The organism is Streptomyces fulvoviolaceus, assembly GCF_000718165.1.
Lineage (GTDB): Bacteria > Actinomycetota > Actinomycetes > Streptomycetales > Streptomycetaceae > Streptomyces > Streptomyces fulvoviolaceus.
Map to the genome: position 1 here is coordinate 1 of NZ_JOEY01000072.1, position 18,644 is coordinate 18,644.

Below are 18,644 nucleotides of genomic sequence, written 5' to 3' on the forward strand. Positions count from 1 at the left end.
CCGCCCCGCCCCCGCGCCCCCCGTACTCCCCGCCGACCGCCTCCGCGAGGAGCGTGCCGAGGCCCTGCTGCTCCAGCAGGCCCACGGACTCGTCGCCCCCGGCCACGGCGCGGCACCCCTGCGCCTGCACATCTCCGACACCATCCGTGACATCACCGACGGCGTGATCGAACTGGAGGAGGCGGTGCGCGACCGCCTCGGGCTGGGCCGGGCCCGCCGCGTGACCGTGCCCGAGCGGCTGCGTCGTATCGCCGGCCTGCTCGATGACATCGCCGCCGACCCCGTGCTCGCCGCGCACGTGCGGGACGAGACCCGGCGGATGGCCCGGCGCTGCGCCCGCGCCCTGGGGGACACCGAGACCGTCGTCCGTGTCTCCGGCCGCTGCCCCTGGTGCGACTCCGTCTCGCTGCGGGCCTTCCCGGACCGCGCGGCCGTCCTCTGTGTGAACCCGGCCTGCCGCTGCTCGGTGCCGGACTGCGGCTGCCACGACGACCCGGCCTACCGGCACGCCTGGAACGAGGGGGAGTGGAGCCGCCGATGAAGCCGGTGAAGACCGAACTGCCGACGCTCATCCCCGCCCCCCTCGCCGCCCGGGAGGTCGGCGTCGCCCCCGCGACCATCCGCAAGTGGGTCCAGCTCGGCCGTCTCGAGGCGGCGGGCAAGGCGGGGCGCGCCCAACTGTTCCGGCTGGAGGACGTGTTCGCCGCGGAGCGCGCGGCCCGCGGCGGCCGACACGCACAGTGATTCGATCATGACGATCTCGTCGCAGCCGCGACTACTTTCCGCGACTTGACAAATGAGCTGCGTGAGCAAATGGGCGGTCACTCTCCGGGGTGGCCGCCTATACACGTTCTGTATACATGTGTTGCCCGCGTGACCTCGATAACAAGTCTGTGAAGGAGTTGCGGAACGTAAGTAAGTGCGGGTTAAGGTGCGTTCAAAGTATTTGAATGAGACATCAGTCCGTTAGACGTACACATGTTCCGCAACGGACGGTCGAGGTTCCCGGGTATCGAGGGGGGCACGTGTCACTGGCGACACGGGCCATGGATGCCATGGGAGACGGGCTGGGGGCTCGTCGCACTCGGTGATGTCGACGTACACCCTTGACAGCTCCTGGGGGGGCTTTCCTTGAGATCTCTGTCCATCGTCATCCCTGCGCTCAACGAGGCCGAGAACCTGCCGACGGTCATGGCATCCGTCCCGCGCCGAGAACTGGCGGAAGCGGGCTGGGAGGTCGAGGTCATCGTCGTCGACAACGCCTCCACCGACGACACCGCCGCGGTGGCCCGGTCGCTGGGCGCCATCGTCGTCCCGCAGCCCATGCGCGGTTACGGCAACGCCTACCAGGCCGGGTTCGACGCGGCCGCCGGCGACGTGATCGCCACGGGTGACGCCGACTGCACGTACCCGTTCGACGCGCTGCCGCACCTGCTGCACATCATGGACGCCCGACAGGCGGAGTTCATGACCACGAACCGTCTGGGCGTGGAGAACCGGCAGGCCATGAAGCCGTCCCACACCGTCGCCAACCATGCGCTCAGCGCCCTCAGCCGGGCCCTGTTCCGCAACGGCCTGCGCGACTCGCAGTCCGGCATGTGGATCTTCCAGCGGCATGTGTGGGCGGCGATCGACGTCCGCTCGCCGGGCATGGCCTTCTCCCAGGAGATCAAGAACGCGGCGACCCGGGCCGGCTTCCGCTGCCTGGAGGTGCCCATCGAGTACCGGGTACGCGGCGGCGAGGTCAAGCTGAACGCGCTGCCCGACGGGGTCGCCAACCTGCGCCAGCTGTTCGAGCACAAGATCCGGGACAATCGTTTCCGCAACACCCCCGCGCGCATGGTCCCGCTGGCGGAGATGGCCCGCGCCAACGCCGCCGCCGAGCGCGCCGCCGAGGCCGCCGAGCGAGCCGTGGCCGCGGTGGAGCAGCTTGCCGTGGTGGAGGCGCTCGTCGCGGCGGAGCAGCTCAACGGCAAGACGGAGCAGCAGCTCAACGGCAAGACGGAGCAGCAGCTCAACGGCAAGACGACGTCGGTGTCGAAGCGGGAGGGAGCCACGGCTTCCGAGCTCGACGAGTCCGACGAGTCCGACGGCGGCCCGGCCGCCGGGCAGAGCTCCGTCGACGAGGCCGAGTTCGGGTCCTCCGGGGTGGAGGACTTCGACGACTCGGAGGCGCTGCAGTCCGAGCTCGACGCCTCGGCCATGGACGAGTTCGAGGCCAAGGCGATGCTGCCGTCGCTGGCTTCCCTGCCGGGGCAGCGCCATTCCGATGAGGTACCCCTGGAACTGGCGTGAGCGAGACGCCGTACGGGTCGGAGCCGGGTCGGCGCGCCCCTGAGGGCGGACCGGACCGGCAGGCCCACGGCCACGAGGCCGGGCCGAGCTGGGCGGGCCGGGAGACCGGGCCGGGCCGGCAGGGCGGCCGGAACTCCGAGCCGGACCCCGGTGTCCGGGATACCGAACCGGGTTCGTCCGGTGAGGAAGCCGTGTCGCGACGGCGGTCCCGGGGGAGCGGCGCGGGCCGGGAGGCCGGTCAGCGCCGGCGCGGCGGCTCGCGAGGGCCGCTGCGCGGTGTGGTCGGTCTCGTGGCCGCCGTGCTCCTCGTGTGCGGCGTCGGGGCCGGCGCCTGGGCGGTGCCCGGGGTGCGGTCCGTGCTCAAGGACTCCTTCACCGAGCGTCAGCAGGCCTACATCGAGTTGTACTTCGGCAAGGAGCCGTTCTTCGACGGCGACGAACTCGTCGTACCGCTGGAAGTCGTCGAGCACGGCGACACCGGTGGCAAGCACAAGGTCCGGGCGTGGGCCGAGGACGCCAAGGGCAAGCGCCTGGCCATCGGCACGGAAACGGTCACCACCAAGCCGGGCGCCCTGATCGGCGTCGACGTCCGGCTGCGCCTCAAGGGCAAGGGGAAGAGCAAGGCGGACCTGGTCGAGGTGACGCTGCCCGGGCACGAGCAGCGCCTCCGGATGCACCTGCGCTGACCGCCGCACCCACCGCCCAGCACCGCCCGCCCTGCCGAGCCGCACCAGTCACCCCCAGGAAGCCGCATGCGTACCGTTGTCCAGATCACCCCCTACTACCCGCCCCACCTGGGCGGGCTCGAGCGCGTGGTCTCCAACCTCGCGCGGGAGCAGGCGAGACGGCACGACGTACGAGTTCTGACCACCTCCCTGGGGGCCGAGGGCGCACCACGCACCGCCCGGGAGGACGGCGTCGTGGTGCACCGGCACCGTGCCGTGGAGGTGGCGCACACCGCCATCGCCCCCGGGCTCGCCGCGCACCTGGCCAAAATGCCCCGCGCTGCGGTGCTCCATCTGCACTGCGCGCACGCCCTGCTGCCCGAGATGGTCGCCCTCGCCACCCGGCTGCGCGGCACCCGCTTCGTGCTGCACTTCCACCTCGACGTGGACGCCTCCGGCCCGCTGGGCGCCCTGCTGCCGCACTACAAGGAGCACGTCTTCGGCCGCGTCCTCAGATCCGCGGCCGGCGTCATCGCGCTGACCGACGCCCAGGCGGCCTTCCTCACCGACACCTACCGGGTGCCCGCCGACCGCGTCCACGTCGTGCCCAACGGGGTCGGCGCCTCGTACTTCATGCCGCCCCGCGAGCCCGTGCCGGGACCGATGAACCTGCTGTACGTCGGCCGGCTCGGCGCCCAGAAGAACGTGGCCCGGCTGCTGGACGCCCTGCACCTGACCCGCCAGGACGTACGGCTGCGGATCGTCGGCGACGGCGAGCTGCGCGGCCGGCTGGAGGAGCAGGCCGCGCGCCTGGGGCTGCGGAACGTGGAGTTCAGCGGGGGACTGCTCGGCGAGGACCTGGTGAAGGCATACGCCGACGCCGACGCGTTCGTGCTGCCCTCGGACAAGGAGGGCATGCCGCTGGTCGTCCTGGAGGCCATGGCCGCCGGGCTGCCCGTGGTCGCCACCGACGTGCCCGGCACCCGGGAACTGGTCGGGGGGACCGGCCTGCTGGCCGCGCCCGAGCCGGCCGCCCTCGCCACCGCCGTCGACACCCTCGCCGCCGATCTCACACTCAGAGCACGGCTGGCCCGTGCCAGTGCCGAGCGCTCCCGGAACTACTCCTGGGAGACCGTCGCCCAGCTCGTCGACGACGTCTACACCAAGGCCGGTCTGTGACGACGATGGACGACACCCTGGCGCTGCGCGTGGACGAGCCCGCCCCCGAGCCGGCCGCCGACGAGGAACGGCCGAGCCGGGCCGCCGGCCCCCGGCGCCCCCTGATCAGCCGCCGCTTCGCCATCCTCCTCAGCCTCGCCCCGGTCAGCGTGATCGAACTGCTGCCCCAGTCGCCCGGAGCGCTGCAGACGCTCGCCGGGCTGTGGCTGCTGTTCGGCGCACCCGTGCTGCTGTGGCGTGGCATCACCGCGCGCATCGTGACCACCGGGACCGCCGCGCTGCTGCTGTCGGTCGGGTTCACGGTGATGACGGACATCGTCGTCGCGCTCACCGTGAACACCGCGCTGCCGCCGCTCGGCGTCGAGCGTCCGCTGACCCGGCTGATCCTGACCGTCGCCACCGCGGGTGCCGTGCTCGTGCTCGGGGTGCTCGCGCCCGAGCCGCCACGCTCCGAGACGCCCCTGTGGCAGACGCTGCTCGCGGCCCGCGGCCTCAGACCCGTCGCCGCCGTCGGCGCACTCGCCCTCGTCCTCGCCGTGGCCGGACCCATCCGGCTCAACAACGGCCTGGGCGGTGCCGTCAGCACCGTCGCCCTGGTCGTCGTGGCCGCCCTGATCTGTCTGCTTCTGCTGCGCCGGGCCCGCTACCCGGTCGAGGTCCTGGAGTTCGGCCTGTACTGCGCGTCGGCCGCGCTGCTGCTGATCACCTCGCTGCGCGGGCAGTTCATCACCGGCCACGACATCCAGAAGGAGTTCCTGTACTTCCGGCTCGCCCTCGGCGGCGAGTACTGGGACATCAGCACGTACACCGACCCGTACAACGCCTGTCTGAGCATCACGCTGCTGCCGGTGAGCGTCTTCCAGCTCACCGCGCTCTCCGACACCGCGATCTTCAAGGTCGTCCTGCCGCTGCTGTTCGCCTTCACCCCGGTGCTGGTGCACCGCGCGGTGCGCAACGTGGCCCCGCGGGTGGTCGCGCTGATCTCGGCGATGTACTTCATCATCTTCCCGACGTTCCTCACCGACATGCCCTACCTCGGCCGCCAGGAGATCGCGTTCCTGCTGCTGGGCTGCGCCATGGTGGTGCTCACCGACTCGGACGGGTCGCTGCCGCTGCGCCGGATCGTGTTCGTCGTCCTGCTCGGTGGGATCGTGCTGTCGCACTACTCCACGACGTACGTCGTCGTCGGCACCCTCGCGGTCTCCTACCTCCTGGACAAGGTGTGGCGGCTGGTGTCCCGGCGCGGACGGGAACGGGCGCGGCGAAAACGCCGCGAGGACCGGATGCTGTCCTTCCTCACCTGGTGGGTGGTGCTCGTGCCCGCCGCGCTCGCCCTGCTGTGGTCGGGCCCGCTCACCCACACCGGCGGCCAGCTGGAACGCACCCTCTCCTCGGTCGCCTCGGCCGTGCTCGGCGGTGAGTCGGAGTCCGGCTCCTCGGACACCGCGTACAGCATCCTCGGCGGCGAGAAGGTGCCCGCCACCGAGCGGCTGAAGGAGTACAAGGCGGACCTGCTGAAGCAGACCGCGGCCGAGCGCGGCGAGGGCGGCGACTACCTGCCGCTGAAGGAGGTCAACGGCCTGTCCACGCCCGTCGTCGAGGTCCCGACGATGAAGCTGACCCTGGTCGGCCGGGTCCTGGACGCCGTCGGCATCAGCGTGCCCGGCCTCAACGGCGGTCTCAGACAGGCGGCCGCGCTGTTCTTCCAGGTGATGGCGATGGCCGGGTTCGTGGTGGCACTGTGGGCGCGCCGCTCCGCGTTCCGGCCGGTGCGCGACCAGGTCACCATCGCGGCCGGCGCCTGGTTCATGGTCGCCGTCTTCACCCTCGTACCGCAGCTGTCGGTGGACTACAGCCTGCTGCGCGCCTTCCAGCAGGGCCTGTTCTTCTTCGCGCCGTTCCTCGCGACCGCCACCCTGTGGGCACTGCGCTGGGCCCGGCACCGGACCGTGCCGCTGGCCTGTGTGCTGCTGGCCGGGCTGCTGCTCGACCTGTCCGGAGTCGTGCCCAAGGTGCTGGGCGGCTATCCGGCGCAGGTGCAGCTGTCCAACTCCGGCCAGTACTACTCCATCTACTACCCCCACGCGGAGGAGCGCAGGGCCGCGCTCTGGCTGGACGCACGGGTCGGGAAGGAGGGCACCGGGCTGGTGCAGACCGACCGGTTCAGCTACAGCCGGCTCCAGGCGCTGCTCACCCATCCCACCCTCGCCGACATCCACCCGGCCGCCCTGCGCAGCGACTCCTACGTGCTGCTGGGCACCACGCCCACGCGCACGGGCAGGGTGACCGTCTTCTACGGGGGCGACCTCATCACGTACCAGTACCCGATGAAGGTCCTGGACTCCAGGGACCTCATCTACAGCAACGGGGGAGCGGTGATCTACCGATGAGCACGAGGCCGCTGAGAGTTCTCCTGGTCAGCCACTACTACCCGCCGCACGTCGGCGGCATCGAGAACGTGGTGCGCCGCGAGGCCGAGGGCCTGGCCGCGCAGGGCAACGACGTCACCGTCGTCACCAGCGCCGGCCGTTCCTCCGTCACCGTCGAGCACGGTGTACGGGTGGTGCGCGTGGCCGCCTGGAACGGCACCGAACGCAAGGCCGGTGTGCCCTTCCCGGTGTTCTCGCCCGCGCTGGCGGCCGTCGCGCTGCGCTGGGCGCGCCACGCGGACGCCGTCCACATCCACGACTGCCTCTACCTCAGCTCATGGGCCGCCGGCCTGGCCGCGAAGCTGACCCGCACCCCGTACGTCCTCACCCAACACGTGGCCGTCGTCGACCACCCCTCCGGTCTGGTCCGGGCCGTGCAGCGCGTGGTGTACGGCGTGGCCGGCCGGGCCCTGCTGCGCGGCGCCCGGGCGGTGTTCACGCTGAACTCCTCGGTCGCCGGCTTCGTGGAGACGTACGGCGCACGCCGCCGCCACCATCTCGCCAACGGCGTGGACACCGACCGCTTCCGCCCCGCGGCCTCCGCCGCCGAACGCGCGCGGGCCCGCGAGCGGTTCGCCCTGCCCGCCGACCGTGTCCTCGTCCTGTTCGTCGGCCGGCTCGTCCCCAAGAAGGGGTACGACCTGCTGCTCGCCGCCCACACCCCCGACGCCGGCTACGACCTGGTGTTCTCCGGGGGCGGCGACACCGAGGCCCTGGCCGGCCGGGCGGGCGTCCACCACCTCGGCGCGCTGGACCCGGAGGCCGTCGCCGAGGCCTACCGGGCCTGCGACGTCTTCGCGCTGCCCTCGACCGCCGAGGGGTTCCCGCTCACCGTCCAGGAGGCCATGGCCTCCGGACTGCCGGTGGTCACCACCGACGACCCGGGCTACTCCCCCTACGCGCTCGACCGCGACCAGGTGTCCCTGCTGCCGCGCGAGGTGCCCGTCCTGGCCGCCGAACTGCGTGCGCTGGCGGCCGATCCGGAACGGCGCTCGCGCATGGGGACGTACTCCCGTACGTACGCGGAGAAGGCCTTCGCCTGGGACGACCACGTACGGACCCTGCTGGAGCACTACGGCGGCGGTGACCGCAGGTGACCGACGCCGCGAGTAGGCGCGCGCGTGGCCGGCACCGGCGGCCGGGCGACCGCATCTACCGCAGTTCCTTCTTCCTGCTGGTGTCCACGGTGGTCACCGCCGGTCTGAGCTTCGTGTTCTGGGTCGTGGTCGCCCGTTTCTACACCCCTTCCCAGGTCGGACTCGCCACCTCGCTGATCTCCGCGACCTCGCTGCTCGCCACGTTCAGCCTGCTCGGGCTGAACAACACCCTCATCCGCTTCCCGGCCGAACGCGAGGCGCGCAACGCGCAGATCAGCCAGGCCATGGTGCTGGTGACGGTCGTCGGCTTCGTGGCGGGCGGGATCTACCTGGCGGGACTGCCGCTGTACGGCGCCAAGCTGGGGTTCGTCCGCGACAACTGGATGTCGGCCGTCGCCTTCGCCGGGTTCTGCGGCTGCGCGGCGACGAGCATGCTGGTCAAGTCGGTGTTCAACGCGGCCCGCATCCCCGAGTACAACGTGCTGATCGACGGGCTCACCCAGGGCGCGTCCAAGGTCGCCGTCCCGGCCGTCCTCACCGGCCTCGGCGTGTTCGGCATCGTCGCCTCGGCCGGGGTGGGCTACGTGGTGACGGTCGTGGTCGCCGTGGTGGTGCTGTGGCGCCGCCTCGGTTTCCGGGTCGACCTGCGCACCCGCGGCACCCGGCTGCGCGAGAAGTTCCGCTTCTCCGTGGCCAGCCATGTCTCCAACCTGATCAACCTGGCGCCGGTGCTGGCCATCCCGCTGATCGTGCTGCACCACCTGGGTGCGGCCGCGACGGGCTACTACTTCGTGGCCTTCCAGATCGCGGCCATGCTGAACGCCGTCTCCACCGCCGTGGGCGAGGCCGTCTTCGCCGAGGTCTCGCACGAGGAATCGCGGTTCAGGGAGCTGATGCTGCGCTCGGCGCGGATCATCGCGGCCGTGCAGGTGCCCGCCGCCGCGGTGGTGGTCGCCGGCGGGGGACTGCTGCTGCGGATGTTCGGCGGCGGGTACGCCGAGAACGCGCGGCCCCTGCTGACCGTGCTGGCCCTCGCCGCCCTGCCGGTCGCCCTGAACACCTGGGCCTGCTTCGCCCTCAAACTGGCCCAGCGCATGCGGCACCTGATCGCCGCGAACACGATCATGGCCTGCCTGTCCATCGGCCTCAGCTCCGCCTTCGCCGACCGCGGCCTGGTGTGGATCGGCTACGCCTGGGCCACGGGCAACGCGGTGGCCGGCGTGTTCGCCACGGTGAGCCTGGTCCGCCGCCCGCGCACGACATCGTCCCCGGCGACCGCCGCCACCGCGACGCCGGCCCCCGAGCCCCGCCCGGAGCCGGCCCTCGTCGCGCCCTGGCCGCCCGGCCCCGTCGAGGCCTACCCGGCCGCGCACGGCGCCTGGTACCCGGCGGGACAGGAGGCGCCGTACGCCGTGGGGCCCGGTGATCCGTACGGCGTTGGGCTGGAGTATCCGTACGCGGCCGCCGCCGACGCCTATGAGGAGGATCCGTACGCCTCGTACGCGGATCCCTACCAGGCGGATCCCTACCGGGCCGGCCCGGCCGACACCTACGCCGCTCCCTATGCGGCCGCCCCTGCTTTCCCGAGCCACACCAGCCATACACACAGACCCAGTTCCGAGAGGTCCGCTCCTTGAACATCGTGGTGATCAACGCGTACGTCCGTGAGAACGCGGGCGACGCCGCACTGCTCTCCGTCTGCCTGCAGCACGTGCAGGAGGCCTTCCCCCACGCCGACGTGGCCATCGCGGGGATGGAGGACGCGGCCGTGCACCCGTCGTTCGAGGGCGTGCGGAACATCGGATCGATCCGCCGCCACGTCGCCGACGGCACCGTCTCCCTGCCCCGCCGCCTGCTGCGCAAGGCACTGGTCGGCCTCGCCGGCACCGCCGCCGTGACGCTGCCGCGCCCGCTCGCCAAGGGCGTGCTGCGCACGCTGCCCGCCGAGGCGCGGCGCGAGGCGGACGCCGTGACGCGGGCGGACCTCGTGGTGTCCATGGGCGGCGGCTACGTGCTGGCCCGCCCCGGCCTCGACGGCTACCAGAACGTCTTCTTCGTCCTGCTCCCGGCGCTGCTCGCGCAGAAGGCCGGGGTGCCGGTGGTCTGGGCCCCGCAGTCCTTCGGCCCGTTCCCCGCCGCCGCCCAGCGCAAGCTGGTCGGCCGGGTCATGCGCCGCTCGGCCGCGGTGCTCCCGCGCGAGGATGTCAGCGTCGGCGAGCTGCTGGCCTGCGGGATCCCGGCGCAGCACATCGAGCGCGCGGTGGACGCGGGCTTCGCCTTCGACCCCGAGGGTCGCGTCGACTGGCGTGCCAAGCTCGGCGTCGGCCCGGACGAGAGGCTCGTCGGCATCACCGCCCGCCGCTGGCTGGTTCCCGCCGCCCAGGAGCGCTACGAACGCGAACTCGCCCGCACCATCGACGCCGTCCAGGCCACCGGCGCCCGCGCGGTCCTCATCCCTCAGGTCAGCACCGACTATCTCGGCGACGACGACCGCATCTGCGAGCGCCGCATCGCCGCGCACTGCACCAGCGGCCCGCTGATGGTCGACGAGGTCGTCGACTACCGCGACCTCAAGGGCCTCTACGACGAGTGCACCCTGCTCATCGGCACCCGCTTCCACTCGGTGATCTTCTCGCTCACCAGCAACGTGCCGTGCGTGGCCATCGAGTACGAGCACAAGACCCGCGGCATCATGGCCGACCTCGGCCTCGGCGAGTGGGTCGTGCCCATCGCCGACGTCACCCACGACAAGCTGTGGGCCCTGGTGGAACCCCTCCTGAAGGACCCCGCCCCGTACCGCACGATCCTCGACGCGAACCTCCCCGGCTACGTCGCCCGCGCCCAGTCCCTGCCCGCCCGGCTGCGGGAGTCGGTGTGACCCGCCCCCGTACGGTCGCCGTCGTCGCCCCCTACTACCCGCCGAAGATCGGCGGCGTGGAGCAGTACGCCGCACGCGTCGCGGCCGCCGTCGCCGCCGCCCCCGACCTGCGGGCCGTGGTGATCACCACGCGTCTGGACGGCGGGAAGCGCACCACGGTCACCACCGAGGACGGCGTACGGGTCGTCCGGCTCGGCACCTGGCTGAAGCTGTCCAACACCCCGCTCAGCCCGCTGTGGCCCCTGCAACTGCGCCGCTGGCTGCGCAGGGCGGGCGCCGACGTGGTCAACGCGCACGCGCCCGTCCCCGGCCTCGGCGACCTCGCCGTCGCCCTGGCCGGGCGCCGCCCGACCGTGCTGACGTACCACGCGGGCTCGATGCACAAGGGCGAGGCCGGCAGCGGCGCCGCCGACCGGCTGATCGGCCTGTACGAGAAGGCCGTACTGCCCCGCGTCTTCGCCCGCGCCCGCCGCCTGGTCGCCGTCTCCCCGGTCTCCCTGGCCGACGGCCATCCGCACACCGTACGGATCACACCCGGTGTGGACACCGACCGCTTCACCCCGGGCGAGCCGGCCTCCCGGCGGCCCCGCACGGTCGTCTACGTGGGCCGGATGGACCGCTCCTCGGCATGGAAGGGCGTCGACGTCCTGGTCCGTGCCTTCGCACAGCTGGTGCGGGAGGTCCCCGACGCCCGGCTGCGCCTGGTCGGCGACGGCGACGCACTGCCGGACCTGCGCGCCCTGGCGGCCGAACTCGGCGTGGCCGAGCGGCTGGAGACGCCGGGCGGGCTGAGTGGCGAGGCCCTGACGGACGCCGTGCGTACGGCCGCCGTCCTCGCACTGCCGTCGCGTACCGAGGCGGAGTCCTTCGGCATGGCGTTGGTCGAGGCCATGGCCTGTGCCACGCCGGTGGTCGGCTCCGACGTCGGAGGCATCCCGCACGTCGTCGACGACGGCGAGACGGGCCTGCTGGTCCCGCCGGGCGACCCGGACGCGCTGGCCGCGGCCTGCGCCAAGCTGCTGTCCGACGGCGGCCTGGCGGACCGTATGGGAGCGGCGGGCCGCCGCGCGGCCGAGGAACGCTATGCCTGGCCGAAGCTGACGGCCCGCTACCTGGACCTGTTCCGGACGCTCTAGTTCTCGTCCTTCAGGTTCTGTCCTTCTAGTTCTTGTCCTTGTAGTCCTGGATGGCCTTCTCCAGCGCCTCGAAGGAGGGCTTGCGGCGGCCGTCGTAGTACGTCAGGCCGTAGTGCCGTGCCTTGCGGCTCTCCGCGGTCTCCGGTTCCCCGTCCTGGTACGAGAACCAGAACACCACGTCCACCGAGGGGATCGCCGCCGACGCCTGCACCGTGTCGGTGGCGATCTCGGCCTGGAAGCGCGGGGTCACATGGGCGGTGCCCTTGGCGTCCTCGCTGTCCGCGGGCTTGCCCGTGGACCAGGTGGGCGCGCCGGTCTCGGTCAGCCAGATCGGCATCTTGGGCTTGCCGTACCGCTTGAGGATCGAGACCAGGTTGTCGTGCGAGCGGTCGATGTCCTGGAAGGTGGTGCCGCTCGCGCTCTCGGTGCTGGGCAGCAGGGGATAGGTGTACGGGTGGTACGAGATGGCGTCCACCTGCTTCAGCGCGCCCAGCCGGCCCAGTTCCGCGAGGAACGTCTTGTGCGATACGTACTGCTTGGACGGGATGGTGTCCACGGCGGCGAGTCCGCCGAGGAGCAGATAGGCCTTGGAGTCGGCGGAGCGGACGGCCTTGGCGGTCTTGGCCAGCAGGTTCGCGTAGCGCTCGGCGTCGGGGCCGGTCTGCCAGAACGGCTTGATGTTGGGTTCGTTCCAGATCTCCCAGGTGTGCACACCCTTGGGCGCGTAGCGCGCGGCGGCCTGGCGTGCGAACTCGGCGAACTGCGCGTTGTCCGCGGGCGGGCAGGTCTGGCTGGTGCTGCCGCAGTTGGGGTCGGCGGCCCAGCGCGGGGTGTAGGAGATGGTGGGCAGGACCTCCAGGCCGCGGGCACCGGCCGCGTCCACCACGCGGTCGAAGCGCTCCCACAGGTACTGCGTGGAGTAGTCGGGCTGGATGTTGCGCCACGACAGGTCCACGCGCAGCCATTTCACGCCCAGTTCCTCGGCGTCGTCCAACGCCTTGGCCCGCTCCGCGTCCGTCATCCACATCAGGGTGTCGCCGAAGGCGAGTCCGAAGCGGAGGTCGCGGGTGCGCGCGACCTCCGACGCGGAGGCCGTACCGCCGGAGGCGGACGCCACGGCCCCGACTCCGTCGTCAGGGGTGCGCGACGGGGAACCCGCGCCGCTCACGGCCACCACGACGGCCACGGAGGCACCGAGGACGCCGATCGATATGAGTGCGCCGAGGAGCCGCCGTCGCATTCCCGACTGCTGCTTGCGACGGGAGCGGGGACGGTCTGCCGGGGGTTGTATGGGCTGCTGAGACACCACCGCAGGGTAATGGCGGGTGCAAGAATGATGAAGTGATCGTGGCGGACTTGTGATTGAGCAATGTCGATCCGGGGTAACTATGATCTTTTTCGTCCGTTGTGCGCCCCCCTGGAAAAAGACGCGAGTTGGCGCATCATGGAGGAACCTCGGGGGTTCGGGAGGTGCTCCGTGTCGCAGTCGTCGTGGCAGCCCTGGCAGGACAAGGACGAGTCGTCGGGCAACGGCGTGCCGAACACGGGCCAGAGGAGAGGCGATCCGCACCTGCAGCCCTGGCAGGGCGCCCCCGCCCCACAGTCCCCGCAGCTCCACGGCGCCCCCTCCATGCTCGCCTCCCACGCCGACCGGGAGCGTGCCGTCGACGTGCTCCGCGCGGGGTTCGGCGAGGGGCGGCTGGAGAAGGCGGAGTTCGACCGGCGGGTGGGGCGGGCGTACGCGGCCCGCACGGTGGGGGAGCTGGCGCTGCTCGTCGCCGACCTGCCGCAGGGGCCCGTACCGCAGTCGGCGACCGTCATGGGCGTACCGCGGACGTTTCTGCCCGTGCCGCCGGCCCGGACGAACGGGAAGGCCGTGGGGGCCGCCGTGTGCGGGCTGCTGTGCCTGCCGGCCTTCGGGCTCACCGGTATTCCGGCGGTGATCCTGGGACACACGGCGCGTGCCGAGATCGAGCGCACCGGAGAGCGTGGCGACGGCCTCGCCCTGACCGGGCTCGTCCTCGGCTGGCTGTCCATCGCCGGCTGGGCGATACTCCTGACGCTGGTGATCGCCGTGGGGCTTGCTTCCGGAACGTGAAATCCGAGGCCGTCACGGCGTAGAGGCTTGACATGTCGCACCCGGAGAAGTGGACGCGGTCCATTTGTTTTGACCGCAGCGAATGAGCTAGGTACGCTCAGACCTTGTGCCTGGGGTGTGCCCTGGCTCCCGTGCGTGCCTTCAAACCGCACTTTGGGAGCCGTCACTGGCCACCGCAATCTGCGCCCTTCCCGCCTCGCGGCGGGATTCTGCAGGATTCGACACACCCGACCGCGTGGGTCGGAGATGTTCCAGGTTAGCTTCACCATTCGGCACACAGAAACCGGAGAAGTAGTGCCTACGATCCAGCAGCTGGTCCGGAAGGGCCGGCAGGACAAGGTCGAGAAGAACAAGACGCCCGCACTCGAGGGTTCGCCCCAGCGTCGCGGCGTCTGCACGCGTGTGTTCACGACCACCCCGAAGAAGCCGAACTCGGCCCTGCGTAAGGTCGCGCGTGTGCGTCTGACCAGCGGGATCGAGGTCACCGCTTACATTCCGGGTGAGGGACACAACCTGCAGGAGCACTCCATCGTGCTCGTGCGTGGTGGCCGTGTGAAGGACCTGCCCGGTGTTCGCTACAAGATCATCCGCGGTTCCCTTGACACCCAGGGTGTCAAGAACCGCAAGCAGGCCCGCAGCCGCTACGGCGCCAAGAAGGAGAAGTAGAAATGCCTCGTAAGGGCCCCGCCCCGAAGCGCCCGGTCATCATCGACCCGGTCTACGGTTCTCCTCTGGTCACGTCGCTGATCAACAAGGTGCTGCTGAACGGCAAGCGCTCCACCGCCGAGCGCATCGTGTACGGCGCCATGGAGGGCCTGCGCGAGAAGACCAGCAACGACCCGGTCATCACGCTGAAGCGCGCGCTGGAGAACATCAAGCCGACCCTCGAGGTCAAGTCCCGCCGTGTCGGTGGCGCGACCTACCAGGTTCCGATCGAGGTCAAGCCCGGTCGTGCCAACACGCTGGCGCTGCGCTGGCTGGTCGGTTACTCCCGCGCCCGTCGCGAGAAGACCATGACCGAGCGTCTGCTCAACGAGCTTCTCGACGCCTCCAACGGCCTCGGTGCCGCTGTGAAGAAGCGCGAGGACACCCACAAGATGGCCGAGTCCAACAAGGCCTTCGCGCACTACCGCTGGTAGTCGCTACCCCCATCGAGACCGAGAGAAGACCGAAGCCTTATGGCTACCACTTCACTTGACCTGGCCAAGGTCCGCAACATCGGGATCATGGCCCACATCGACGCGGGTAAGACGACCACCACCGAGCGGATCCTCTTCTACACCGGCGTCAGCTACAAGATCGGTGAGGTCCACGACGGCGCTGCCACCATGGACTGGATGGAGCAGGAGCAGGAGCGTGGCATCACGATCACCTCTGCTGCCACCACCTGTCACTGGCCGCTTGAGGACAACGACTACACGATCAACATCATCGACACCCCGGGTCACGTGGACTTCACGGTCGAGGTGGAGCGTTCGCTCCGCGTCCTCGACGGTGCCGTCACCGTGTTCGACGGTGTCGCGGGTGTCGAGCCGCAGTCCGAGACGGTGTGGCGTCAGGCCGACCGTTACGGCGTGCCGCGCATCTGCTTCGTCAACAAGCTCGACCGGACCGGCGCGGAGTTCCACCGCTGCGTCGACATGATCAAGGACCGCCTCGGTGCGGTACCGCTGATCATGCAGCTTCCGATCGGTGCCGAGATGGACTTCAAGGGCGTTGTGGACCTGGTCCGCATGAAGGCGCTCGTGTGGTCCGCCGAGGCCGCCAAGGGCGAGATGTACGACGTCGTCGACATCCCGGCCACGCACGCCGAGGCTGCCGAGGAGTACCGCGGCAAGCTCGTCGAGGCCGTCGCGGAGAACGACGACGAGATCATGGAGCTGTTCCTGGAGGGCCAGGAGCCCACCGAGGAGCAGCTGTACGCCGCGATCCGTCGTGTCACCATCGCGTCCGGCAAGTCCGACGGCGTCACGGTCACCCCGGTGTTCTGTGGTACCGCGTTCAAGAACAAGGGCGTTCAGCCCCTGCTCGACGCGGTCGTGCGCTACCTGCCGACCCCGCTTGACGTCGAGGCCATCGAGGGCCACGACGTGAAGGACCCCGAGGTCGTGATCAAGCGCAAGCCGTCCGTGGACGAGCCGCTGTCCGCCCTCGCGTTCAAGATCATGAGCGACCCGCACCTGGGCAAGCTCACCTTCGTCCGGGTGTACTCGGGCCGCCTGGAGACCGGCACCGCCGTGCTGAACTCCGTCAAGGGCAAGAAGGAGCGCATCGGCAAGATCTACCGCATGCACGCGAACAAGCGTGAGGAGATCGAGGCGGTGGGCGCCGGCGACATCGTCGCCGTGATGGGCCTGAAGCAGACCACCACCGGTGAGACGCTTTCGGACGACAAGAACCCGGTCATCCTGGAGTCCATGGACTTCCCGGCGCCGGTCATTCAGGTCGCCATCGAGCCCAAGTCCAAGGGTGACCAGGAGAAGCTGGGTGTCGCCATCCAGCGTCTCGCGGAGGAGGACCCCTCCTTCCACGTTCACTCGGACGAGGAGACGGGCCAGACCATCCTCGGCGGTATGGGCGAGCTGCACCTCGAGGTGCTGGTCGACCGTATGAAGCGCGAGTTCAGGGTCGAGGCCAACGTCGGCAAGCCGCAGGTCGCGTACCGTGAGACGATCCGTAAGGCCGTCGAGCGCGTGGACTACACCCACAAGAAGCAGACCGGTGGTACCGGTCAGTTCGCCAAGGTGCAGATCGCGATCGAGCCCATCACCGAGGCCGACGGTCCGGCGTACGAGTTCGTGAACAAGGTCACCGGTGGCCGTATCCCGCGGGAGTACATCCCGTCGGTGGACGCCGGTGCGCAGGAGGCCATGCAGTTCGGCATCCTCGCCGGGTACGAGATGACGGGCGTCCGCGTCACGCTTCTCGACGGTGCCTACCACGAGGTCGACTCCTCCGAACTCGCGTTCAAGATCGCCGGCTCGCAGGCCTTCAAGGAGGCCGCGCGCAAGGCCAGCCCTGTGCTGCTCGAGCCGATGATGGCCGTCGAGGTCACCACGCCCGAGGACTACATGGGTGAGGTCATCGGCGACATCAACTCCCGCCGTGGTCAGATTCAGGCCATGGAGGAGCGTGCCGGTGCCCGCGTCGTGAAGGGCCTCGTGCCCCTCTCGGAGATGTTCGGCTACGTCGGCGACCTCCGCAGCAAGACCTCGGGTCGCGCAAGCTACTCGATGCAGTTCGACTCCTACGCCGAGGTTCCCCGGAACGTCGCCGAGGAGATCATCGCGAAGGCCAAGGGCGAGTAACACACCCCGTTCACACGCTTTAGGCTTGACACCGACCGCCGGGATTCACCCGGAAACGGAAATCCCGGCGGGCGGCATCCCAGCAAAGATCACCCTGGCGCCGATGAGCAAGGCGTACCAGAACCACTCCACAGGAGGACCCAGTGGCGAAGGCGAAGTTCGAGCGGACTAAGCCGCACGTCAACATCGGCACCATCGGTCACATCGACCACGGTAAGACGACCCTCACGGCCGCCATTACCAAGGTGCTGCACGACGCGTACCCGGACCTGAACGAGGCCTCGGCCTTCGACCAGATCGACAAGGCTCCCGAGGAGCGCCAGCGCGGTATCACCATCTCCATCGCGCACGTCGAGTACCAGACCGAGACGCGTCACTACGCCCACGTCGACTGCCCCGGTCACGCGGACTACATCAAGAACATGATCACGGGTGCGGCGCAGATGGACGGCGCCATCCTCGTTGTCGCCGCCACCGACGGCCCGATGCCGCAGACCAAGGAGCACGTGCTCCTGGCCCGCCAGGTCGGCGTTCCGTACATCGTCGTCGCCCTCAACAAGGCCGACATGGTGGACGACGAGGAGATCCTGGAGCTCGTCGAGCTCGAGGTCCGTGAGCTCCTCTCCGAGTACGAGTTCCCGGGCGACGACCTGCCGGTCGTCAAGGTCTCGGCGCTCAAGGCCCTCGAGGGCGACAAGGAGTGGGGCCAGTCCGTCCTCGACCTGATGAAGGCCGTCGACGAGTCCATCCCGCAGCCCGAGCGTGACGTCGACAAGCCGTTCCTCATGCCCATCGAGGACGTCTTCACGATCACCGGTCGCGGTACGGTCGTCACCGGCCGTATCGAGCGTGGTGTCCTGAAGGTCAACGAGACCGTCGACATCATCGGCATCAAGACCGAGAAGACCACCACCACGGTCACCGGTATCGAGATGTTCCGCAAGCTGCTCGACGAGGGCCAGGCCGGTGAGAACGTCGGTCTGCTGCTTCGTGGCATCAAGCGCGAGGACGTCGAGCGCGGCCAGGTCATCATCAAGCCGGGTTCGGTCACGCCGCACACGGACTTCGAGGCCCAGGCCTACATCCTGTCCAAGGACGAGGGTGGCCGCCACACGCCGTTCTTCAACAACTACCGTCCGCAGTTCTACTTCCGTACGACGGACGTGACGGGCGTTGTGACCCTCCCCGAGGGCACCGAGATGGTCATGCCGGGTGACAACACCGAGATGAAGGTGGAACTCATCCAGCCCATCGCCATGGAAGAGGGCCTGAAGTTCGCCATCCGTGAGGGTGGCCGGACCGTGGGCGCCGGCCAGGTCATCAAGATCACGAAGTGACCTTGAGCCTGACCTGGTAGCTCCAGCATGAGCTGAGCTCCATGAAGGGGCCCGCACGACTTCGGTCGTGCGGGCCCTTTCGCGTCGTCATGGGGCCATTCGGTGAACGTCCCCTGGAGAGAAGGTGGTTGGGCGATTCCGCCAGAGCGTCGATTCGGTCCCTGAGGGCCGGTTTGCCGCCAACCACCAGTAACTGTGCGGTCGCGCACGGTCGTTCGGGGT

Annotated in this window: 16 protein-coding genes; 15 read left to right on the top strand and 1 reads right to left on the bottom strand. The window is 70.0% G+C overall.

Annotated elements, in window-relative coordinates:
• The 10 genes from IG08_RS0147320 to IG08_RS56195 all read left to right on the top strand — a co-directional run.
• Nucleotides 1-541 (top strand): hypothetical protein (locus IG08_RS0147320; RefSeq protein ID WP_030619082.1); only part of this gene is annotated, 541 nt, incomplete at its 5' end.
• The gene (locus IG08_RS0147325) at nucleotides 538-744 is read left to right on the top strand and encodes a MerR family transcriptional regulator (protein ID WP_030619084.1); all 207 of its coding nucleotides are present in this window, start codon (nucleotides 538-540) and stop codon (nucleotides 742-744) included. The genes IG08_RS0147320 and IG08_RS0147325, both read left to right, overlap by 4 nt.
• A 387-nt stretch (nucleotides 745-1,131) precedes the next feature.
• Complete coding sequence (locus IG08_RS60925; protein WP_063757847.1) at nucleotides 1,132-2,295, top strand: glycosyltransferase family 2 protein; 1,164 nt, start codon at nucleotides 1,132-1,134, stop codon at nucleotides 2,293-2,295.
• On the top strand, nucleotides 2,292-2,981 hold the full coding sequence (locus IG08_RS0147335) for a hypothetical protein (protein WP_030619088.1): 690 nt from the start codon (nucleotides 2,292-2,294) through the stop codon (nucleotides 2,979-2,981). Before IG08_RS60925 ends, IG08_RS0147335 begins: the two co-directional genes overlap by 4 nt.
• Nucleotides 2,982-3,047: 66 nt before the next feature.
• Nucleotides 3,048-4,139 (top strand): glycosyltransferase family 4 protein, encoded by a 1,092-nt coding sequence (locus IG08_RS56190; RefSeq protein ID WP_052425205.1) that lies wholly within the window; start codon nucleotides 3,048-3,050, stop codon nucleotides 4,137-4,139.
• 5 nt (nucleotides 4,140-4,144) lie between these two features.
• Nucleotides 4,145-6,529: a DUF2206 domain-containing protein gene (locus IG08_RS0147345; RefSeq protein ID WP_158812375.1), complete on the top strand. Its 2,385-nt coding sequence runs from the start codon at nucleotides 4,145-4,147 to the stop codon at nucleotides 6,527-6,529.
• Nucleotides 6,526-7,665, top strand: a complete 1,140-nt coding sequence (locus IG08_RS0147350) for a glycosyltransferase family 4 protein (protein WP_030619095.1) — start codon at nucleotides 6,526-6,528, stop codon at nucleotides 7,663-7,665. Before IG08_RS0147345 ends, IG08_RS0147350 begins: the two co-directional genes overlap by 4 nt.
• Nucleotides 7,662-9,302 carry a lipopolysaccharide biosynthesis protein gene (locus IG08_RS0147355; RefSeq protein ID WP_030619098.1) on the top strand — a complete coding sequence of 547 codons (1,641 nt, stop codon included), beginning with the start codon at nucleotides 7,662-7,664 and terminating at the stop codon, nucleotides 9,300-9,302. Before IG08_RS0147350 ends, IG08_RS0147355 begins: the two co-directional genes overlap by 4 nt.
• Before the next feature lie 5 nt (nucleotides 9,303-9,307).
• On the top strand, nucleotides 9,308-10,543 hold the full coding sequence (locus IG08_RS0147360) for a polysaccharide pyruvyl transferase family protein (RefSeq protein WP_234343164.1): 1,236 nt from the start codon (nucleotides 9,308-9,310) through the stop codon (nucleotides 10,541-10,543).
• On the top strand, nucleotides 10,540-11,679 hold the full coding sequence (locus tag IG08_RS56195; protein WP_052425206.1) for a glycosyltransferase family 4 protein: 1,140 nt from the start codon (nucleotides 10,540-10,542) through the stop codon (nucleotides 11,677-11,679). The genes IG08_RS0147360 and IG08_RS56195 overlap by 4 nt, the downstream gene beginning before the upstream one ends.
• 25 nt (nucleotides 11,680-11,704) lie before the next feature.
• On the opposite strand, the gene IG08_RS0147370 is transcribed toward IG08_RS56195, so the two are convergent.
• Nucleotides 11,705-12,919, bottom strand: coding sequence for a cellulase family glycosylhydrolase (locus IG08_RS0147370; RefSeq protein WP_052425207.1), 1,215 nt, complete (start codon nucleotides 12,917-12,919; stop codon nucleotides 11,705-11,707).
• Nucleotides 12,920-13,156: 237 nt separating this feature from the next.
• On the opposite strand from IG08_RS0147370, the gene IG08_RS0147375 reads away from it, so the two are divergent.
• From IG08_RS0147375 to tuf, 5 genes are all read left to right on the top strand, one after another.
• Entirely contained in the window at nucleotides 13,157-13,777 is a 621-nt protein-coding gene (locus IG08_RS0147375) for a DUF1707 and DUF4190 domain-containing protein (RefSeq protein WP_234343163.1), read from the top strand.
• Nucleotides 13,778-14,071: 294 nt separating this feature from the next.
• Nucleotides 14,072-14,443 carry a 30S ribosomal protein S12 gene (gene rpsL / locus IG08_RS0147380; RefSeq protein ID WP_003948652.1) on the top strand — a complete coding sequence of 124 codons (372 nt, stop codon included), beginning with the start codon at nucleotides 14,072-14,074 and terminating at the stop codon, nucleotides 14,441-14,443.
• 2 nt (nucleotides 14,444-14,445) lie between these two features.
• Nucleotides 14,446-14,916, top strand: coding sequence for a 30S ribosomal protein S7 (gene rpsG, locus IG08_RS0147385; protein ID WP_005481264.1), 471 nt, complete (start codon nucleotides 14,446-14,448; stop codon nucleotides 14,914-14,916).
• A 39-nt stretch (nucleotides 14,917-14,955) separates the two neighbouring features.
• Nucleotides 14,956-17,085, top strand: coding sequence for an elongation factor G (gene fusA / locus IG08_RS0147390; protein ID WP_030619114.1), 2,130 nt, complete (start codon nucleotides 14,956-14,958; stop codon nucleotides 17,083-17,085).
• A gap of 143 nt (nucleotides 17,086-17,228) precedes the next feature.
• Nucleotides 17,229-18,422, top strand: coding sequence for an elongation factor Tu (gene tuf / locus IG08_RS0147395; protein WP_030619117.1), 1,194 nt, complete (start codon nucleotides 17,229-17,231; stop codon nucleotides 18,420-18,422).
• Nucleotides 18,423-18,644: the final 222 nt, after the last annotated feature.